This is a genomic window from Devosia ginsengisoli (genome assembly GCF_007859655.1).
In the GTDB taxonomy this organism is placed as follows: domain Bacteria; phylum Pseudomonadota; class Alphaproteobacteria; order Rhizobiales; family Devosiaceae; genus Devosia; species Devosia ginsengisoli.
In genome coordinates, this window is the sequence record NZ_CP042304.1 from 561,202 (window position 1) to 580,275 (window position 19,074).

At 63.3% G+C, this 19,074-nt stretch carries 23 protein-coding genes; 10 read left to right on the forward strand and 13 right to left on the reverse strand.

Translation table 11 applies throughout. The annotated features are described in order from the left end of the window. The 13 genes from FPZ08_RS02770 to FPZ08_RS02825 form a co-directional block, all read right to left on the reverse strand. The gene (locus FPZ08_RS02770) at positions 1-522 is read right to left on the reverse strand and encodes a DUF6644 family protein (protein ID WP_146288569.1); all 522 of its coding nucleotides are present in this window, start codon (positions 520-522) and stop codon (positions 1-3) included. Between the two features lie 277 nt (positions 523-799). Then, positions 800-1,318, reverse strand: a complete 519-nt coding sequence (locus FPZ08_RS02775) for a DUF6152 family protein (protein WP_146288570.1) — start codon at positions 1,316-1,318, stop codon at positions 800-802. Between the two features lie 62 nt (positions 1,319-1,380). Continuing rightward, positions 1,381-1,863, reverse strand: a complete 483-nt coding sequence (locus tag FPZ08_RS22240) for a hypothetical protein (protein WP_246132786.1) — start codon at positions 1,861-1,863, stop codon at positions 1,381-1,383. A gap of 10 nt (positions 1,864-1,873) precedes the next feature. Next, positions 1,874-2,731 (reverse strand): hypothetical protein, encoded by an 858-nt coding sequence (locus FPZ08_RS22245; RefSeq protein WP_246132787.1) that lies wholly within the window; start codon positions 2,729-2,731, stop codon positions 1,874-1,876. Positions 2,732-2,933: 202 nt separating this feature from the next. After that, positions 2,934-3,755, reverse strand: coding sequence for an energy-coupling factor ABC transporter ATP-binding protein (locus FPZ08_RS02785; RefSeq protein ID WP_146288571.1), 822 nt, complete (start codon positions 3,753-3,755; stop codon positions 2,934-2,936). Then, complete coding sequence (gene cbiQ, locus FPZ08_RS02790; RefSeq protein WP_146288572.1) at positions 3,756-4,502, reverse strand: cobalt ECF transporter T component CbiQ; 747 nt, start codon at positions 4,500-4,502, stop codon at positions 3,756-3,758. Further along, positions 4,489-4,809 carry an energy-coupling factor ABC transporter substrate-binding protein gene (locus tag FPZ08_RS02795; protein ID WP_146288573.1) on the reverse strand — a complete coding sequence of 107 codons (321 nt, stop codon included), beginning with the start codon at positions 4,807-4,809 and terminating at the stop codon, positions 4,489-4,491. The genes cbiQ and FPZ08_RS02795 overlap by 14 nt, the downstream gene beginning before the upstream one ends. Positions 4,810-4,812: 3 nt before the next feature. After that, positions 4,813-5,484 carry an energy-coupling factor ABC transporter permease gene (locus FPZ08_RS02800; RefSeq protein ID WP_146288574.1) on the reverse strand — a complete coding sequence of 224 codons (672 nt, stop codon included), beginning with the start codon at positions 5,482-5,484 and terminating at the stop codon, positions 4,813-4,815. A 145-nt stretch (positions 5,485-5,629) separates the two neighbouring features. After that, a complete protein-coding gene (locus FPZ08_RS02805; RefSeq protein WP_146288575.1) occupies positions 5,630-6,208 on the reverse strand; it encodes a hypothetical protein in 579 nt (192 codons plus the stop codon). Then, a complete protein-coding gene (locus tag FPZ08_RS02810) occupies positions 6,205-6,744 on the reverse strand; it encodes a hypothetical protein (protein WP_146288576.1) in 540 nt (179 codons plus the stop codon). Before FPZ08_RS02810 ends, FPZ08_RS02805 begins: the two co-directional genes overlap by 4 nt. A gap of 4 nt (positions 6,745-6,748) precedes the next feature. Continuing rightward, a complete protein-coding gene (locus FPZ08_RS02815) occupies positions 6,749-7,435 on the reverse strand; it encodes a HupE/UreJ family protein (protein WP_246132788.1) in 687 nt (228 codons plus the stop codon). Positions 7,436-7,763: 328 nt separating this feature from the next. Further along, on the reverse strand, positions 7,764-8,282 hold the full coding sequence (gene rirA / locus FPZ08_RS02820) for an iron-responsive transcriptional regulator RirA (protein WP_146288578.1): 519 nt from the start codon (positions 8,280-8,282) through the stop codon (positions 7,764-7,766). Positions 8,283-8,311: 29 nt separating this feature from the next. Next, a complete protein-coding gene (locus tag FPZ08_RS02825) occupies positions 8,312-8,944 on the reverse strand; it encodes a HupE/UreJ family protein (protein ID WP_186767184.1) in 633 nt (210 codons plus the stop codon). A gap of 209 nt (positions 8,945-9,153) precedes the next feature. On the opposite strand from FPZ08_RS02825, the gene FPZ08_RS02830 reads away from it, so the two are divergent. The 10 genes from FPZ08_RS02830 to FPZ08_RS02875 all read left to right on the forward strand — a co-directional run bounded on the left by FPZ08_RS02830 (position 9,154) and on the right by FPZ08_RS02875 (position 18,961). Further along, the gene (locus FPZ08_RS02830) at positions 9,154-9,663 is read left to right on the forward strand and encodes a hypothetical protein (RefSeq protein ID WP_210246850.1); all 510 of its coding nucleotides are present in this window, start codon (positions 9,154-9,156) and stop codon (positions 9,661-9,663) included. 128 nt (positions 9,664-9,791) lie between these two features. Beyond that, complete coding sequence (locus FPZ08_RS02835) at positions 9,792-10,403, forward strand: alpha/beta hydrolase (protein ID WP_146288580.1); 612 nt, start codon at positions 9,792-9,794, stop codon at positions 10,401-10,403. Positions 10,404-10,588: 185 nt separating this feature from the next. Further along, a complete protein-coding gene (locus FPZ08_RS02840; RefSeq protein WP_146288581.1) occupies positions 10,589-11,494 on the forward strand; it encodes a helix-turn-helix domain-containing protein in 906 nt (301 codons plus the stop codon). Positions 11,495-11,642: 148 nt separating this feature from the next. Then, complete coding sequence (locus tag FPZ08_RS02845) at positions 11,643-12,704, forward strand: maleylacetate reductase (protein ID WP_146288582.1); 1,062 nt, start codon at positions 11,643-11,645, stop codon at positions 12,702-12,704. 38 nt (positions 12,705-12,742) lie between these two features. After that, entirely contained in the window at positions 12,743-14,071 is a 1,329-nt protein-coding gene (locus tag FPZ08_RS02850; RefSeq protein WP_146288583.1) for an ABC transporter substrate-binding protein, read from the forward strand. Positions 14,072-14,155: 84 nt separating this feature from the next. Then, positions 14,156-14,881: an ABC transporter ATP-binding protein gene (locus tag FPZ08_RS02855; RefSeq protein WP_146288584.1), complete on the forward strand. Its 726-nt coding sequence runs from the start codon at positions 14,156-14,158 to the stop codon at positions 14,879-14,881. Continuing rightward, positions 14,878-15,582 carry an ABC transporter ATP-binding protein gene (locus tag FPZ08_RS02860; protein ID WP_146288585.1) on the forward strand — a complete coding sequence of 235 codons (705 nt, stop codon included), beginning with the start codon at positions 14,878-14,880 and terminating at the stop codon, positions 15,580-15,582. Before FPZ08_RS02855 ends, FPZ08_RS02860 begins: the two co-directional genes overlap by 4 nt. A 6-nt stretch (positions 15,583-15,588) precedes the next feature. Then, positions 15,589-16,449 carry a branched-chain amino acid ABC transporter permease gene (locus FPZ08_RS02865; protein ID WP_146288586.1) on the forward strand — a complete coding sequence of 287 codons (861 nt, stop codon included), beginning with the start codon at positions 15,589-15,591 and terminating at the stop codon, positions 16,447-16,449. A gap of 9 nt (positions 16,450-16,458) precedes the next feature. Continuing rightward, positions 16,459-17,544 (forward strand): branched-chain amino acid ABC transporter permease, encoded by a 1,086-nt coding sequence (locus FPZ08_RS02870; RefSeq protein WP_146288587.1) that lies wholly within the window; start codon positions 16,459-16,461, stop codon positions 17,542-17,544. Positions 17,545-17,989: 445 nt separating this feature from the next. Continuing rightward, positions 17,990-18,961 carry a ring-cleaving dioxygenase gene (locus FPZ08_RS02875; RefSeq protein WP_146288588.1) on the forward strand — a complete coding sequence of 324 codons (972 nt, stop codon included), beginning with the start codon at positions 17,990-17,992 and terminating at the stop codon, positions 18,959-18,961. The last annotated feature ends 113 nt before the right edge of the window (positions 18,962-19,074 follow it).

Consider the following 19,074-nt stretch of genomic DNA (forward strand, 5'->3'; position numbering starts at 1 on the left):
TCAGCCGACGAGTTGCGGTGACAGGGAGCCCCAGATTCGGGCATCCCAGGCAATCAGGCGGCCCATGACGATGACGCCGAGCCAGACCAGCAGCGTGAGGGCGGCGAGCAGGCGGGTCGACGGCTGGGCAACCAGCGTGGTTTCCCATTGTTCGCGGTGGCCGGCCAAGTGGCGTTGAAAGCCGAAGACGGTCAGGATGCCGATTCCGAGCAGGGCCATCTTGGCCCAAAACGAGAAGCTGATCAGCTCGCGCGCCGGCTCGCCGATGACCATCATGACGCCAGTGATGACGAGGACGGCCAGAGCTCCCCAGATAAAGGGCATGAAACGGTCGCTCGTGGCGCTCAGGCTCTGATCGCGGCCGGCCCAGCCCCAGATACGCAGCACCACGACGAAGAGAGAGACAAACACTACGGCGATGGCGACGATGTGGATCGACTGCACCAGGGGGATGACCCACAGATTGGCGGCGATGGTGTTGCTGAGGCTCGTCCCGGCCAGCCAGGCGGCAAATTCGTTCATGTCGATCGGTCCCGTTGCACAGGCGAGGCGGCAGGGCCACCCAGCTCGGACCAACCTTTTGGGGTTGCCCGATGCTCGATCACTCCTCCCTGGCGACGCCCAACCTGTTGGCGGTCGGTGCGGCGCCGGCCTCGCGGCTATGGCGCATAGTCTCGCGACAGCCGTCGTAAAACCTGCACGTTCTAAACGGGTTTTTTGCATGAAAGCGCAGGCGGTAGAGGGGCATAGCAAAAGGCCGGACCCCAGGGCCCGGCCTTTTCCAGAGATGGCGTGAGCCCTATTGGGCGTCGGGATTGTATTCCTCGGCAAGGGCGCCTTCCTGGGGCATCACGCCTTCGCCATGCGCGGTGGAGCCTTCGACCGAGTCGCAATGCATGCCGGCGGCGGGTGGCGTCTTTTCCGGGCACTTGAACAGGCCAGAGGAGCCGCGGTCACCGGCCGGCTGGCCATTGCGCAGCGGATGCAGGCCGGTGCTGAAGATGGTGCCGGGCGGGAAACCATTGACCGAGATGCCGTCCCGAGCGACAGCCGCCGAACCGCCCATTTCGACGGCCCAGATGACGGGCTCGCCAGCTTCGTTGCGCAGCACGGCCTTGCGCTCTTCGTCGAGCGGAGCAAAGAAAATCTGCAGGTGATTGGCGTCCGGATTGATGCGAACGACCACGCCGGTGAAAACCTTGATCTGGCTGCCATCGAACATGGCAAAGGAGTGGTGCGCCTGGGTGGGCAGCGTCAGCGCCGCGATGGCTACCGCGCCGGATAAGGCCGCAGCCAGCAGGGACTTGAAGAAGCGCATTTTTGTCGTGTCCTCTTGTGTGGATGGGGGCCGGCGGCCAATGCGCCGCCGGCCGGTTGGAACTAGAAGCCGAACAGGGCGTCCTCGGCGTCGGGACGGGTCATGCCTTCTTCGTGATACTGCTCCCAGATCGCGGCCCAGGGACGACCGTACCAGTCGGTGGCCTGAGCATCGTAGGCCTGGCCGGGCGCCAGCGGCGTGGCAATGCCGTCGATCGGGAAGATGGTCTGCAGGCATTCGACGAACATATAGGGGTCGCTGTCGAGCATGCCGGCATTGCGCACCAGGTCACGGTCCATGCGCACCGGTTCCACCAGCGCTTCGGGATCGTAGAAGATGGCTTCGTGATGCACGCCGGTAACTGTGCCGTTGGCATCCTTGTTGGGCGTGTAGATCTCGACGCTCTGCATCTTGCTCGAATGCTCGAAAGCATTGTGGGTGGTCCAGCCCTGCACGTTCGAAGTCCAGGTAATCAGGGCCTCGCCGTCCCAGAAGCCGATGGTTTCGCCATACCAACGCGACACGTCCTGGCCGAGGCGTGGCACCACACCTTCTTCATTGAACTCGCGACCGATGAATATCTGGGTGAGGGAAGTTGTCGGCGACGCCGGTGATCCACTGCACCACTTCCGGTGTCACCAGCAGCTGGTGGTCGCGGGTGGAATATTCGTGGTAGCGGCGCATGAAGCCTTCCGGCCAGCAATACTGGCTCTGCCACTGGGCCGCATTGGTATGGGCCTGGTGGTAATGCATCTGCACGGCGCGCTTCTGGTATTCGGGCGTCAGCAGCGACAGGATGGTGGGCACCTGGTTGATGCGCATGTACCACCAGTTCTCACCGCTCTTGACGTAGCGGCCGTTCCAGTCGGGCGGCGGGTTGTCGCGGTCATAGACGGTTGGGCCGCCCTTGGCTTCGGTCTCGGCGAGGAGGGCCTCGTAGTGCTCCTTGGCGGTGGCGAAGCCATAGGGGCTGACGATGTTTTCGCGCGCATAGTCAACGTCGCAATGACCCCAGGGGGCAGTATCGGCGGTTGCGCCCATCACCGCCTGGCCATAGGCGCCCCACATGGATTCGAGCGCGATGCCGCTGTTGCAGCGGAAATAGCGCGGATCGGTCCACAACTCCTGGTCTGCGTAGAAGTCTTTCGACGTAAACAGGTCTACCGGCAGCGGCTCGACGCCTTCCGGCACCGTGCCGGCTTCGGCCGAGCCGACAAAGGCATTGTCCTGGCCGGTGCGGAAGGCCGAGCCCTTGCCCGCCCCGATATTGAGAGCGGGGTCGTTCTGGTCGGCCATCGGCCAGCCGCGACCGACGCTTTCATTGTCCTGCGCCATAGCGAGCGGCGACAGCACCATCGCCAAGGCGACTACAGACGCGCCGATGGCTCTCGATGGTCGTTTCAACACATGCATAATTGGGTCCTCCGATGTGGGATGGCTGCCTGTCTCGGCGCGGCCGCAGCACTATTCGTGCGGCCGGATTTCCCATCCTCGACCGGCAGGTTCTTCGGTTTAGGCGGGACTGACCTGCATGATCGCGCGGGGTTTTCTGCATGAAACCTGCCGGCCCGGGGGCTGCAAAACCTGGGGCGGAACGACAGGTATTGCGGTTGCCTCAGCGTGCCAGCAGATCAAGCAGTTCGGCGCGCGACCGGGGCAGGGGAGCATCGGCGGAGAGCACGCCCCGTACGCGCAGCGCCCTGGCGATATCGAGCAGCAATGGCGAGCGGATACGCAGCCGCTCCAGCAGTGCCAAATCGTCGAATACGGCGTCTGGCGGACCCAGCCGTGCAATGCGCCGCTCGCCGAAAATCGCCACGCGCTCCGCCCAGCCATAGGCGACATCCATGTCATGGGTGGCGATAACGATAGCGGTGCCGCCGGCATTGATGTCCTCGAGTGTCGCCAGCAGTTCGCTGACACCGACGGGGTCGAGCCCGGCCGTAGGTTCGTCGAGCAGCAGCAGCCGCGGACCCATGGCGAGAATGCCGGCTAGGGCCACGCGCTTGCGTTGCCCGAAGCTGAGCAAATGGGTTGGGCGGTCGGCCAGGTCGGCGATGCGCATGGCCGCCAGTGCAGTGCGCACCCGGGCGGCGGTGGCATGGTCGTCGAGGCCGAGATTGAGCGGGCCGAAGGATACGTCCTCGAAGACGCTGGCTGCAAAGAGTTGGTCGTCGGGATCCTGCAGGACAAGGCCGACGGCGCGGCGCCACAGCGCCAGCCCCTCGCGATCATAGCGGCCGGGTGCACCATCGATGCTGACGCTGCCGCTGCGCGGGCGAAGCGAGCCGTTGAGCGTGAGGAGCAGCGTAGACTTGCCCGCCCCGTTTTCACCCAGGATGGCGAGCCGCTCGCCGGCGGCGATATCGAGATTGATACCCGAAAGCGCGACATTGCCGCCTTCGTAATGGTAGGAGACATCCCGAACCGACAGCACTCACACCACCCATAATGCAAGGCCGGTCAGAGCCAGCGGCACCAGCGAAACCACCGACAGCCGGCGCCAGTTGGTCTGCTGTTCGATCGACACGAAACGCAGGTCGCCGGTAAAGCCGCGGCTGGCGAGGCCGTCATTGAGCCGTTGTGCCCGGCTCAGCACGCGCGGTAGAAGGGCTACCGCGAGACTGCCGCTCGACCGGATCGACCGCTTCCAGCCGCAATGGCCAAGCCGGTTTACCTGGCTGCGCCAGCCCGCATCGAGGCAATCGAGCAGCAACCAGATCATGCGCAGCATTAGCAGCGCGATATCGGAAAGATCGCGGCTGACTCCGATATGGCGCAGCAGATCAAGAATGCTGGAAAGCGGGGTAGTCAGCGCGAGAAACAGCAAGGCGGCGACGCAGGCCGTGCTGCGCAGGCCGATGAACAGCGCCTGGCCGACGCCGTCGAGGGACGTCAATCCGAACCGGGGCTCGTCAGCCGCGAAGCTGACCGTTATCAATTGCGCCAGCGTGCTGAGCGCGATGAAGCCAAGCGGTACGCTGGCGGCATGGCGCAGGTCATGCAGGGTGATGCGGGCGCCAGCCAGCGCCAGGCCAACCGCAAGCGCAAGGATGGCCGCCAGCACCAGCCAGTGGCTGGCCAGCAGAGCGGCGACCATCATGCCAAGCGCCAGCAGTCCCTTTTCCGCCGTCGGCAGGCGCCGCCAGCGGTTGGTGTGGGCGCTGCGATCAATGCTGCGCATGCTTTGCGGCCAGCGGGTGCGCGTCCGGCTCCTGGTTTTTCGGCGTTGCGCTGCGGCGGCCGAAATAGAACCCGACCAGACCGGCACCGAGTGCAGCCTGCAGAGCGAACAGCAGGCTTTCGATTTCCCCGCTCGGCGGTTCCCAGATGGCGGTGAACCACGGCTCGTAATCAGGCTGGATCTCGGTGATCAGCTCTTCCGCCTGCCCGTCGGCGCCGCTGAATTCCGCATCGCCCCCGTGATGGAGGACGAGTGGCAGGATGGCCAGCGCAACGACGGCCAGGATCATGACGACATTTTTGTTCATGGTTCAGGCCGCCTTGGGTGAGAGGATGTTGAGCAGGGACAGTTCCTTGCGGCTGTATTTCTGCAGCAGGTTCACCACAACCACGGTCAGCAGCCCCTCGCTGATCGCCAGCGGTATCTGGGTGAAGGCAAAGATCCCCAGGAATTTTACTGCCGCGCCGCCAACGCCCCCAACGGGGTCCGGAAAGGCGATGGACAACTGCAGCGCCGTGGTAACGTAGGTGGCAATGTCGCCCAGGCAGGCGGCAAAGAACACCGCGATGGATAGCCCGAAGCCGGCCTTGGTAATCGAGCGATAGAGGAAATAGGCAACGAACGGCCCGACGATGGCCATGGAAAACACATTGGCGCCGAGCGTCGTGATCCCGCCATGGGCCAGCAGCAATGCCTGGAACAGGAGGACGATGGTGCCGAGCACCGCCGTTACGGTGGGGCCGAACAGGACGGACGAAAGGCCGGTACCGGTGGGATGCGAGCAACTGCCGGTGACCGACGGAATTTTCAGCGCCGACAGGACGAAGACGAATGCGCCCGACGCGCCGAGCAGGAGTTTTACTTCCGGCTTTTCGCGGACCAGTTTGGTGATCCGGTGGGCGCCATAGAGCACGAACGGCGCAGAAACCGCGCCCCAGGCAATAGCGTGCGAGGCTGGAAGATAGCCTTCCATGATATGCATAAAATGTCCTCCCGATGCGTGACGGGAGGGCCGTTTTCCGGCTTTACCACTCCCGATCCTGCCGTCGATAGTCCGTTGGGCGTGAGCGCTAATCCTGCACGATCAGGTCCAGATATCTGCACAAAACTCGTTCTGCTGCCGCCGCTTAGCGTCCGCGGATTTCGCCGGGCTCAAGCCGGTAGTAACCGCTAAGGCGAATCTCGATCTCGACCGGTGTGTTGACGTCGCGGTTGAGAAAATACCAGCCATGGATGCCGTCGAGCGGCGCAGTGAAGGCGCCATTGACGCCGGCGGATGTACCGGCCTCATAATTCATCACGTTGATGGTGGGATCGTGCTCGGTCTCGAGCGTGTGGCCGTGAAACTCATAGTCAAGAGCATGGCTGGCAGTCCAGGAATAGACCAGCGTATCGCCGGGCTGCATGGTGACCTTGTACTCCATCTGCCCGTAATTATCTTCGAGCCCGCCCAGATGGATGCTGACGGTATCGCTGCGGAACGGCGTTGCGTAGCTGCGGGCGATCTCCGCCGGCGCTGCGCGGGTTTCGATGACGATTTCGGGTGTGGCCGCCAGTCGGTCGAGCCCGATCAGCTGGCCGAAGCCGGTCGGGTCGATGCGATATTCGGCCGGCAGCACGAAGAGCACGGTGACCGTGCCGGCGACCAGAAAGGTCGCGACGAGTTGCAGCCCGAGGCGGCTGGGTGGCGGCGCGGCGATGGTCATTCCGATGTTGCCGGCTGGTTGGGCTCGAAGGCCGTGCGGCCGGCTATGATGCCGGGTTCGAGCGTGTAGTGACCGGCCAGCTTGAGCTCGATCTCGATAGTGCGGTCAAAGCTGGGATTGAGCATGTACCAGCCATGGATGCCGGTCATCGGTGCGACCAGTGTGCCATAGGAAGTCGCGGCATCGTCGATCCGGTACCAGTGCACATCGGTGACCGGCTGGTCCGGCACGATCACGGAGTGTCCATGGAACTCGTAATGCAGGGGTTCCGAGGCCGTCCAGGCATAGGAGACGATATCGCCTTCTTGCATGGAAATCTTGTATTCGAGCTGACCGTAATTCTCCATCAGGCCGCCCACGCTGATGATGATCGTGTCGGTGCGGAACGGGGTTTCGGTGGAGCGGGCGACCTCGGGGCCGACGATCTCCTGCGCCTCGACGGCATCCTGGGAAATGCCCGGCTTGACGGCCAGTGGGGCGGCGATGGCGACCAGGGCGAAGACGACGAGGGCAGGGGCCCAGCTTTTGGCGGTCAAGGCATTACTCCGTGAAATAGCCGATGAGCTGGTATTGGAACAGCACGAAGCCGGCCACCATCAGCACCACATTGGCGGCAACTGCCTGGCGTGAAAAAGCCGGATGGCTGCGCCACCAGGTCATCAAGAGCAGGATGAAGGAGAGGGCGAGGATCTGTCCCAGCTCAACGCCGACGTTGAAGGCCACCATGTTGGGCACGAGGCCATCGGCGGACAGTTGCAGGTCCTGCAGCTTGGTGGCGAGGCCGAAGCCATGCGCCAGCCCGAAGCCCAGCACGGCAAAGCGCGGATCGAAATTCAACCCCAGCTGCCGGAAGCCGCCGAGATTGTCGATAGCCTTGTAGACGACGGACAGGCCAATCACCGCATCGACGAGATGGGGGCTGAGATGGATATGGGCCAGCACGCCCGTTAGCAGCGTAAGCGAATGTCCCAGGCTGAACATCGTCACATAGAGCGCCACATCGCGCATGCTGGTGAGGAAGAACACGACGCCGACGAGAAACAGCAGGTGATCATAGCCGGTCACCATGTGCTTGGCGCCCAGATAGAGATAGGGCCCGATCTGCCAGCCGCTGGCCGACGCGAGGAATGCTGCGTCGCCACCGCTGACGCCATGTGCCAATGCCGGGCTTGCCCAGGACAGGGCGACCGCGGCGGTTGTCGCGATAACGGCGGGGCGAAACGGCATTGATCCTCCCATGGCGGTCCGTTGTCCGGATATCATGGCCATCCCGGCAGGATTGTGCGCCGCGCTGGACGGCGCAAGAGCAGCAGAGCCCGCTTCATGCAGGAGATTGCGCGGCTTTGTGCAGGCATGGCGATTTCGTTGAAGCGCTCCAGGCTCCGCGCTTGCGGGCAACCCAAAACGGGATCGACGACCGGCGCCGATCCCGCCCAAGGGAGGAGAGAAAACGTGGCGCCCGGGAAATAGGACTGGCGCCAACGTCCTCAGGATGCTCGGAAATCGCGTGCAATACCTGCACGATCCGGACAAGTTTACGGCATGATCGGCGCGACTAGTCCACATCGTCGGCGCGCAGTCGCATGGCGACCGATCCCAGCCGCCCACCCCAGCGGATGGCCGATGGGCGCTTCTCGAGCTTGGATATTCCCAGCACCGCTTCGAGTGTGCGGGCATTCCGCGCCAGATCTGCGATCGTGTATTCGCCGACAACGTCGAGAAAGGCCGTCAGCGCCCGGTCCAGAACCTGGGTATAGAGGCAGTGGCCGCGCAGCGGACAGGCTTCGGGCTCGTGCTCCATGCATTCGGAAAGCGCGAAACTATCCTCGGTGATGCGTAGCACGTCGCCGAGATTGATCTCATCGGCCGGGCGGGCCAGCCGGACGCCACCGCGCCGGCCGCGCACCGTTTCGAGCAGTCCGTTCTTTGCCACCGGCAGGATGATCTTGAACAGGAACATCTCCGAAATGGCATAAGTGCGGGCGATATCGCTGACGCGGCTGAGCCCGGGTTCGTTGACCGCGCAATAGACCAGCGTGCGCACCGCGTAATTGGTCTGTTTGCTAAGGCGCATGGGCGGTGCTCCGGGTCATGGTCTGCCCATCACATCGGAAACAACTGGGTCAGGCCGGTCTGAACCATCACCGTCAGTCCGACTCCGGCCACCATGCCGCCAACAACACGGGCATTGGCATAGAGCTTGTCGCCGCACCACAGCCAGTAGGCGGCCCACATCGCCGCCAGCGCCACGACGACCTGAATGATGGCGAAGCCGAGCAGATAGCCAGTCAGCGAATTGATGCCGGTGCCGACGATGCTCTGCGCATAGGCGGCGCCATGCAGGAACCCGCCGGCGACGAACAGCCCCATTTCCAGATGGCCCAACCGGCGATGGCCCAGGGCCAGCGCCAGTCCGAGCAAAGCCACGGACAGCGCTACATACCAGGGTAGGAAGGGCAGCGTTACGCCTTGTACGACCGCCAGACACCCCACCACCGTGCCGGCGACGAACAATACCGGCAGCAACCGCGAACCCTGTGCCACCGCGGTCAGCACGCCCAGCGCCGCGACGAAGGCAAAATGCTCGAAATTGATCACCGGATGCGCCAGCCCTGAAAGCAGTCCGGTCGAGAAGCTATAGGGCAGCGTGCCGCCCAGGGCATGGTGCGCGAAGGCCTCGGTGCTGATCAAAATCAGCATCAGGCCCGCCAGGAGAACCGGACGGGTGAACTGCATATTTCCTCCAACCGCATTGGCCGGGTTGGTCGCGGCACGTATGCTGCCGCCAGCATGGCCAAGCCCCAAAGCCGTGGCAACATACCGTTCGACAGGAATGTGCAGGCATTGGCGCGGAAACGTGCAGGCATGGGTGGGAAATGAACCGGTGTCATGCCCACTCGGAACCGCCGCACCATGCGACGGCTCGCAAAACCATGGAGGATACCATGAAAACCGCATTCGTATCGCTTGCCGGCGCCCTGCTGCTCGTCGTCGCCCCGGCCATGGCTCAGGATGGTTTCAACGCCAGCTTTGCCGATCCCGCATGGGATGGCGTCACTGTCCCGGCAGGGCAGCACTGTCCGCTGCAGGGTGGAGCTGGCGCCACTCCGCCGCTCGACGTCAGCGGACTGCCGGAGGGCACCAGCCAGATCAACCTGTCGTTCAACGACGAGACCTATGAGCCGATGAACAATGGCGGCCATGGCGTGCTGGGCTTTGCCGTGGAAGCCGGTGCCACCAGCGCGAGCCTGCCTGCTGTGCCCGGCGCGACCGAGGACCTACCCGAGGGCGTGACCCTGGTCACCGCCAACAAGACCAGCGGTGGCTTCCTGACGCCGGGCTACATGCCGCCATGCTCGGGGGGCGCCGGCAATACCTATTCGGTTGATGTCATCGCCGTCGACAACGCCGGTGCCGAACTGGCGACCACGCGCGTAACGCTCGGCACCTACTGATCGCAAACCGGCGGTCCTGCACGATCCGACCATCCGATTCATGCAGGACCGCCCCTGGCCAAGCCCGCACCATCAAAGGAAAACGAGCGTAGCGGGAGCTGAGGGTGCATCAGAATAGGCCGGAAGAAATGCAGGTTGGCTCGCAGGCGGACCTGGCCATTGTCCTGGCGCATGGACGCGGGCGCAGCCCTGCCGACATGCGCGCGCTCGCCGACAGGCTGGCGCTCGACAATGTGCGTTATCTGTTTCCGGTAGCAGAAAACAGCACCTGGTATCCAAAGCTGTTCCAAGATGCCATCGCCGATAACGAGCCCTCACTCAGCGATGCCATCGCGCATTATGAAAGCGTCGTCGCCGGGCTTGAAGCCGAGGGCTTTCCTCCCAACCGTATCGTGGTTGGCGGCTTTTCGCAGGGTGCCTGCCTTACCGCAGAGTTTCTCGCGCGGCATCCGCGTCCCTATGCTGCGGCCGTGCTGTGGACTGGCGGTCTTATCGGTCCCGAGGGCACCCAATGGCCAGTGCGCAAACAGCTTGCGGATATGCCGGTATTCATTTCCACCAGTGAAACCGATCCTTGGGTGCCGCCGCCGAGGGTGCGTGAAACACATGCCTGGTTGCGTCAGTCGGGCGCGTCCGCCACCATGCTCATCTTTCAGGAGCGCGAGCATAGCGTGCTGGACGAAGAGGTCCGCGCCGTGCGTGCCATGATTGAAAGGGCGCGCCTGGGCCTTGCTGCCTAGTCATTATTCGGCCTGATATTTTGCTTAAATTGTCGGCATTGATGCATCTTGTATGGTAGTATCGATGTCCCCTAGTCTGATCGCCAAAGAGCAGATGGGGGCGGACCTGAAGCGGCGCCATGACCGTGATCCGCACCCAGCCGGCCTAGAGGATCGCCCTGCGGGGCGATGGAGAGGAGAAAGCCATGTCCGTGGCAAAGCCGTTCCGGGAGAACGAAACCCATTGTGTGCTCCCGCGCAGCGATCTCGAACCCAAGTCGAGCGCAAAGTATAACTGGACCTCGCTCTACGCATCGTCCCAGCGCGAGTCCCCGTACGAAGGCTATTTTCCTGCGGTAAAAGACCAACTGCTCGTGCTGCATCGCAGCGGTCCGGCGACCATTCAGCGCCTGGAAACCTCCAAGCCGGTCAATGCCGTCGTGCCCGCGGGCGGCATCCATCTGGTACCGGGAGGCATGTCGTTCAATTTCCGCCTGCTCAACCACCTGCAGACGCTGCATGTCTACGTGCGCCGCGCGGTGATCGAGGAAGTTGCCAGCGAGATGATCGATGGCGACCCCAGCAAGATCGAGATACCGCCGCTGATGCTGGACGAGGATCCCAAGCTCCTCAACCTGCTCAACGCCATCCTGCTGGCGCTGGACGATAGCGACTATGCCACCTCGATCTATATCGACTATCTGTCGCGGGCCCTGGCCTCCCAACTGGTGCGCAGCCACTCGCTGGCGACGCTGCGGCCGCAATCGGCGCTGAACCCCACAGGCCAGATCGGGCCGTCGATCGCCGAGGCCATCGCCTATATGCGTGAAAACCTCGAATTTTCCATCAGCCTGGCCGATATCGCCAAGGCCATCAATCGCAGCCCGAGCCACTTCGCCCGGCAGTTCCGCAGCGAATTGGGCATGCCCCCGCATCACTACCTGGTCAATCTGCGCATCGAAAAGGCGCAGATTCTGCTCGAACGCAGCAAGACCTCGATCGCCGAGATCGCCTTCGAATGCGGCTTTTCACACCAGGAGCATCTGACCCGCTTTTTCCAGCGGCGCGTCGGCACCACGCCGGCCGCCTATCGCCGTTCCAAGCAAAACTGACGCCCACGTCAGGTTTTGCGGGAGAGGGCTGGAAATCCGGTTGTTTCGTGCAGTTCAGCGAACTGAATCATGCAGGCGTGCGCTGACGGCAGGTTCTAGGACTTGACGACGGGCGGACCATCTGCCCGGTGCGGTTCTGGAGGGGTCCATGCAGGCCTTTGTCTACCAGGCCCTTTCCCAAAGAGTCGTCTTCGGGTTCGGGACGCTGGCTACCATCGGTGACGAGCTTGGCGCACTGGGATTGTCCCGCGCGCTCGTACTGTCGACGCCCCAGCAACGGGCCAGCGCCGAAGCCCTGGCCGCGCAACTGGGTAGCAAGGCCGTTGGTGTTTACCCCGATGCCGCTATGCACACGCCGACCGATGTCACGGAAAAGGCGATGGTGGTGGTTGGCCAGCTCAAGGCCGATTGCGTCGTCTCGCTCGGCGGTGGTTCGACCACCGGCCTGGGCAAGGCCATCGCTTTCCGCACCGACCTGCCGCAGATCGTCATTCCCACCAGCTACGCCGGCTCGGAGGCAACGCCGATCCTGGGGGAGACCGAGAATGGCGCCAAGGTCACCAAGCGCGATCCCAGAATCCTGCCCGAAGTCATCGTCTATGACGTCGACCTGACCATGACGCTGCCGGCCGCGATGACCGTGACCTCCGGCATGAATGCCATCGCCCATTCGGTCGAGGCGCTTTACACCCAGGACCGCAACCCGATCATCTCCATGCTGGCCCAACAGGGGATTGAAGCGCTGGTCCGCGCGCTGCCCGCTATCCGCGCCAATGGCGACGATCGCGAGGCGCGCAGCGACGCACTGTTCGGAGCATGGGCCTGCGGCACCTGCCTTGGCGCCGTCGGCATGGCTCTGCACCACAAGATTTGCCACGTATTGGGCGGCAGCTTCGATCTGCCGCATGCCGAGGTCCACACAGTCATCCTGCCTCACGCGACAGCCTATAACGAGCGCGCCGTGCCCGACCTGCTGGCGCCGGTCGCCCGCTCGCTCGGCGCGGCGAGCGCCGGGGGTGGGCTTTGGGATTTCGCCCAGGGCCTCGATGCACCGCTTACCCTCGCCGGCATCGGCATGCGCGAGAGCGACCTCGACCGGGCCGCGGACATAGCCTGCGCCAACCCATACTGGAACCCACAACCCATCGTGCGGGACGAAATCCGCCAACTGCTCGACGACGCCTATTTCGGGCGCCGGCCGGGCCGCTGACGGCCAACGACAACAAAGATCGACAATCGGAGGAAAACATGAAGATCAAGGGACTCGCAGACGGCAGCTATCTGCGTTCGATCAACCGCCGCACCCTGCTCAAAGGTGCTGCCGCTGGCGGCGCGGCCGTCACCATGGGGTCGCTGTTTGCCCCGGCAGTGCGTGCCCAGACCGCGATCAAGATCGGCTATGTAACGCCGCAGACCGGCCCGCTCGCCGCTTTCGCCGAAGCCGACGATTTTGTGCTCGGCGTCATTCGCGAACTCCTCGGCGGAGGGCTCGAGACTGCCAGCGGCACCATCCCTGTCGAAATCGTGGTGCGCGACAGCCAGTCCAACCCCAACCGTGCCGCCGAAGTGGCCCGCGAACTGATCGTCGATGAAGGCGTCAGCCTGATGGTCGTCGCCTCGACCCCGGAAACCACCAATCCGGTTTCGACCCAGTGCGAACTGGAAGAAGTCCCCTGCATCTCCACCATGGCGCCGTGGCAGCCCTGGTATATGGGCCGTCAGGCCAATCCGGCGGCCCCCGAAGCATTCCGCTATACCTATCACTACTTCTGGGGCCTCGAAGACATCATCGGCACCTATACGGCAATGTGGAACCAGCTCGACACCAACAAGTCGGTTGGCGGGCTGTTCCCCAATGACGCCGACGGCAATGCCTGGGGCGACGCCGCTCTGGGCATCGCTCCCGGGATGGCCGCCGCAGGTTACACCGTGGCCGACCCGGGCCGCTACCAGAACCTCACCGAGGACTTCTCGGCCCAGATCAACGCCTTCAAGTCGGCCAATGCCGAAATCGTCACGGGCGTGATCATTCCCCCGGATCTGACCACGTTCTGGACCCAGTCCAACCAGCAGGGCTTCAAGCCCAAGGCGGCGACCATCGCCAAGGCGATCCTGTTCCCGTCCGCCGTGGAAGCGCTGGGGCCGCTGGGCCACAATCTCTCCTCGGAAGTCTGGTGGACACCCAACCACCCCTACACCTCCTCGCTGACCGGCGAGACGGGCGTGCAGGTGGCCGATGCCTTCTCGGCAGCCTCGGGTCGGCCGTGGACCCAGCCGATCGGCTTCATCTATTCGCTGTTCGAGGTGGCAATCGACGTGCTGAAGCGCGCCGCCGATGTCAGCGATCCCGATGCCATCACCGAATCCATCGCCGCCACCAATCTGCAGACCCTCACCGGTCCCGTGCAGTGGGGCAAGGACGCCGATCTTGGCCCGATCGCCTCGAACGTCTCCAAGACCCCGCTGGTCGGTGGACAGTGGCGCCTCAAGGACGACGAGACATTCGAACTCGTCGTGGTTGAGAACGTGCTGGCGCCTGAAGTGGCGCTCGCTGGCGAGATGGAAGCCATCGCCTGATCGCGTGACGGGGCCCGGAACGCCTGGCGCGCTCCGGGCCCCCTCCAGTTATGACGGGCGGCATGCCGCCCGGGGGTAGTGACTATGTTGCTCAAACTGACCGCAGTCTCCAAGCGGTTCGGCGCTGTCGTGGCCGCCGACGCTGTGGACCTGCATGTCGCCAAGGGCGAAGCGCTCGGCATTATCGGGGCCAATGGCGCCGGCAAGTCGAGCCTGTTCAATCTCGTTACCGGCGTCATGCGCCCGGATTCAGGCTCGATTGAATTCGAGGGCAGGGACGTGACCCGCGTCGCGGTGCGCGAGCGCTGCCATGCCGGCATTGGCCGCTCGTTTCAGATCCCTCGGCCATTCGAGAGCCTTACCGTATTCGAGAATTTGATGGTTGCCGCCGAGTTCGGCCGCCTCGGGCGGACCGGCGACGCCGTTGCGGTCTGTGGTGGCGTACTGGAAGCCACGGGCCTATCGGCCAAGGCCAATATTGTCGCCGGAAGGCTGACTCTGCTCGACCGCAAGCGGCTCGAGCTGGCGCGCGCCATGGCGACGCAACCCAATGTGCTGCTGCTCGACGAGATCGCCGGCGGCCTGACTGAGGCCGAGTGTCACGAACTGGTGGCGCTGATCCGGTCGCTGCATGCCAGCGGCATCACCATCGTCTGGATCGAGCATATCGTACACGCACTTCTCTCGGTGGTCTCGCGCCTCGTCGTGCTCGAATTCGGCAAGAAGATCGCGGATGGCGAACCGCATGCCGTGATGAACGAACCTGCGGTCCGCCGCTCTTATCTTGGCCTGGAAGAGGTGGCGTCATGACCGCAATGCTCGAAACGCATGGGCTGGAGGTCTTCTATGGCGACTTCCAGGCTCTGTTCGGTATCGACGTCGCCATCAATGCCGGGGAGACCGTGGCGATCATCGGCTCCAACGGCGCAGGGAAATCGTCGTTTCTCAACGCGTTATCCGGCCTGGCTGGCTCCAAGCCCGACCACATCCTGCTCGATGGCAAGCCGGTCGGCGGCACCGCGCCATTCGATATGGTCAAGCTCGGTGTGGCCCTGGTTCCCGAAGGTCGCAAGCTGTTCCCATCGCTGACGGTCGAAGAAAACCTGATGATCGGCACGCATGGCAAGACCGTCGACCGCGGCTGGAACCTGGCCTCGATCTACGACATGTTCCCCATTCTCGAAGAGCGCCGCAACCAGATGTCGACCACCCTCTCTGGCGGCCAGCAGCAGATGGTGGCCATCGGCCGCGGGCTGATGAGCAATCCGCGCGTCCTACTCTGCGACGAGATCAGCCTGGGGCTGTCGCCGGCAGTGGTCAAGGACGTCTATGCCGCCATTGAGGTCATCAAGTCGCGCGACACCACCGTGCTCATCGTTGAGCAGGACCTCTCCGCCGCGCTCAAGGCGGCCGACCGCATCTATTGTTTCATGGAAGGACGCGTCAGCCTTCAGGGCCGCCCCGGCGAGCTGAGCAAGGACGCCATCCAGAATGCCTATTTCGGAGTCTAGCCACGCATGACCATGGCCAACACCATCATCCAGGGCATCCTGCTTGGCGGACTCTATGCCCTCTATGCAGCGGGCCTCTCGCTGATCTTCGGCGTCATGCGGCTGGTGAACCTGGCCCATGGCGACTTCATCGTCATGGGTGCCTTCATCCTGCTTGCCCTCAGCACCAGCATCGGCCTGCCGCTGCCTTTCGCATTGCTGATCGCCATGCCCTTCATGTTCGCCTTTGGCTGGGGGTTGCAGCGGGTCATTCTCAATCGCACGCTGAAGGGCGATCTGCTGGTGCCATTACTGGTGACCTTCGGCCTCCAGATCATCGTGCAGAACGGCCTGCTGCAGATATTCTCCGCCGACAGTCGCAAGCTGTCGCTGGGTGCCTTCGAGACCCAGTCGGTTTCGCTCGGCGGCGGCATTACCATCGGCGTCATGCCGCTGGTCACCTTCGGCGTCGCCATCTTCGTTATTTCGATGCTGAGCTTCATCTTCTACAACACCGCGCTCGGCCGCAAACTGCGGGCGACCTCGGACTCCACGACCTTCGTGCAGATCATGGGCGTCAATCCGCACAAGGTCTTTGCCGTCGCCATGGGCATTGCGTTCGTGGTCATCGCCATCGCCGCCTTCTTTATGGGCGTACGCTCCAATTTCGACCCCAGTGTCGGTCCCGCGCGCCTGCTCTACGCCTTCGAGGCGGTAGTGATCGGCGGGCTCGGCTCGCTCTGGGGCACATTGGCCGGCGGTATTATCCTGGGTGTCGCGCAGACCGTCGGCGGGGCCATCAACCCCGAATGGCAGGTGCTCAGCGGGCACATTGTCTTTCTCATCATCATCCTGGTGAGGCCGCGCGGCCTCTTTCCCAAGCAGTAGGGCCGCGCCATGCAGGACAATTCCACCGCCACCGCCACCGAATCCAAGCCGGCCGCCCGTTATGTGCTGACCATCGGCAATCGCTTTTCCAGCGCCACGCTGATCCTGTTCGGTATCCTCGTGGTGGTACTGGCCTTCGCGCCCACATTCCTGACGCGCTCCAACGTCCAGGACCTGATCCTGATCTTCCTCCTGGTGGCACTGGCCCAGTGCTGGAACCTGCTGGCCGGCTATGCCGGGCTCATTTCGGTGGGCCAGCAGGCCTTTGTCGGTCTTGGCGGCTATGCGCTGTTCGCCTTCATCATCACCCTGGGTGTCGATCCGTTGCTCTCGGTCCTCATCTCGGCTGTTGTGGTAGCGGTGATCTCCATCCCTGTCGGGCTCGTGGTATTCCGCATGCAGGGCGCCTATTTCGCCGTGGTGACCTGGGTGGTCGCCGAGGTGTTCCGGCTGCTCTCGTCGCAGTGGAAGGTGCTCGGAGGAGGTACCGGCACGTCGCTGCCCCGTTCGGTCAGCGAGAACTTCATCGGGCTCGATCTGGTGCGCGAACTGTTCGGCGTCCGGTCTGCCGCGGCACGCGAGATCATCATCTACTGGGCCGCGCTGATCGCCGCCGTCTTCGTCATCGCGGTTGCGTACCGCCTGCTGCGATCACGGCTGGGCCTGGCGCTCAGCGCCATCCGCGATGGCGAGGTCGCGGCCGAAAGCGTCGGTGTCGATATCAACCGCACCAAGTTCATGATCTATATCTTTGCCGCCTTCGGGGCCGGCCTGGTGGGCGCGCTATACTTCCTCCAGACCAGCCGCATCTCTCCCGACGCCGGCTTTGCGCTGCTCGACTGGACGGCCTACGTGATCTTTATCGTGGTCATTGGCGGCATCGGCACCATTGAAGGGCCTATCCTGGGCGCCATCATCTTCGTGGTGTTGCGCAGCCTGCTGGCCGGCTTCGGCCCCTGGTATCTCATCGTGCTCGGCATATTGGGTATCGTCGTCATGCTGTTCGCGCCCAAAGGGCTGTGGGGTGTCTTCTCGCAGCGCACCGGCATCGAACTGTTCCCCACGCGACGGAGACTCGAGCGCCGCGACGACTGACCACAGCCGAATGATTGCAACTAGGGCGCGTTGCGGCAGCGGCGCGCCCTCTGTGTTTTGGCCCCGGATTCGACCCTCCAAACAGGCCGATATTGTCTGTTCGAACTTCGCATCCCTCGGAAGTCACTGATCTTTTTGGCGTTTTTGGCTTGATCGTTTCATGCAGAAGTTGGGTTTGGAACATGCAGGGCACTCCATGGGGCCAAGCATAGGTTCAATCCCAAGCTGCCGGGCAGCAACCTGTAACGTTCTCGACTTGGCCGAAGCTGCTGCTGCGTCTCTCAATACAACGCGTCAGCCTGTTTCAATTTGGCGATCCGAAAACAGCGGTCCTGCCGGCAAGCCTCAACGGGCCAATACTGTCGTCAATCCCGGCAATAGTGGCTCATCAATGAGAACGACTGCTCGGCAATGCGTTGCGGGTCAGAAACGAAAGGGAGTTAAAATGCGCGAGGAACACAAGCTCGTCACCGGAATCCACCACGTCACCTCGTGCGTGGCAACGGCGCAGGAGGACATCGATTTCTTCACCCGTGTCATCGGGCAGCGGATGATCAAGCAGACGGTGCTGTTCGACGGCAAGGCGCCGATCTATCACCTCTACTATGCCAATGCGAATGCCGAGATCGGCACCGTGATGACCACCTTCCCCTACCGCCAGGATGGCCGCAAGGGTCGCCGCGGTTCCGGCCAGGTCGCCACGACAGCCTACAGCGTCAATGAGGATTCGCTCGACTTCTGGGTCAAGCACCTGAGCAAATACGGCGTCGCCCATAACGGCATCGAGAAGCGCTTCGGCAAGAACCTGATCCACTTCGCCCATCCCGCCGGCCTCCAATTCGAGATCATCGGCGACAACCGCGATACGCGCGGCGGCTGGACCACTGACGAGATCAACGAAGCCAATTCGGTGAAGGGCTTCCACAACGTCGTCATGTCGGTGCGCGAGACCCAGGCGCAGCACGACTATTTCGTCGATGCGCTCGGCTTCCAGAAGACCAACCAGGAAGGCGACTATATCGAATACAGCATCGGTGAAGGCGGGCCGGGCAAGACCATCGTGCTGCGCCACGATGCCAACCTGCCGCAGGGCAGCTGGACCTTCGGTGAAGGCACCGTGCACCACGTCGCCCTGGCTGTAGCCGACGATGAGCGGCAGAAGGAGCTCAAGCTCTGGCTCGAGGGGCTCGGCTATACCGATGCCTCCGAACAGAAGGACCGCAATTACTTCCACTCCGTCTATTGCCGCTCGCCGGGCGGGATCCTGACGGAATTCGCCACCTGTGACATCGGTTTTGCCACCGACGAGCCGCTCGCCGAACTCGGCCAGAAGCTGCAGTTGCCGCCGTGGTTCGAGAGCCGCCGCGAAGAGATCGTGGCGCCGCTCGAGCCCATCACCGTTCCCGCACCGCGCTGACCCCCAGGCGTGGCATGCAATCGGGGCCGCCATGGTGCAAGCCATGGCGGCCCCGAGCTTTTTCTGGCACCGGACAGTCGGGTTTGTGCAAAGGGTCGGGTCTGATTGTGCAG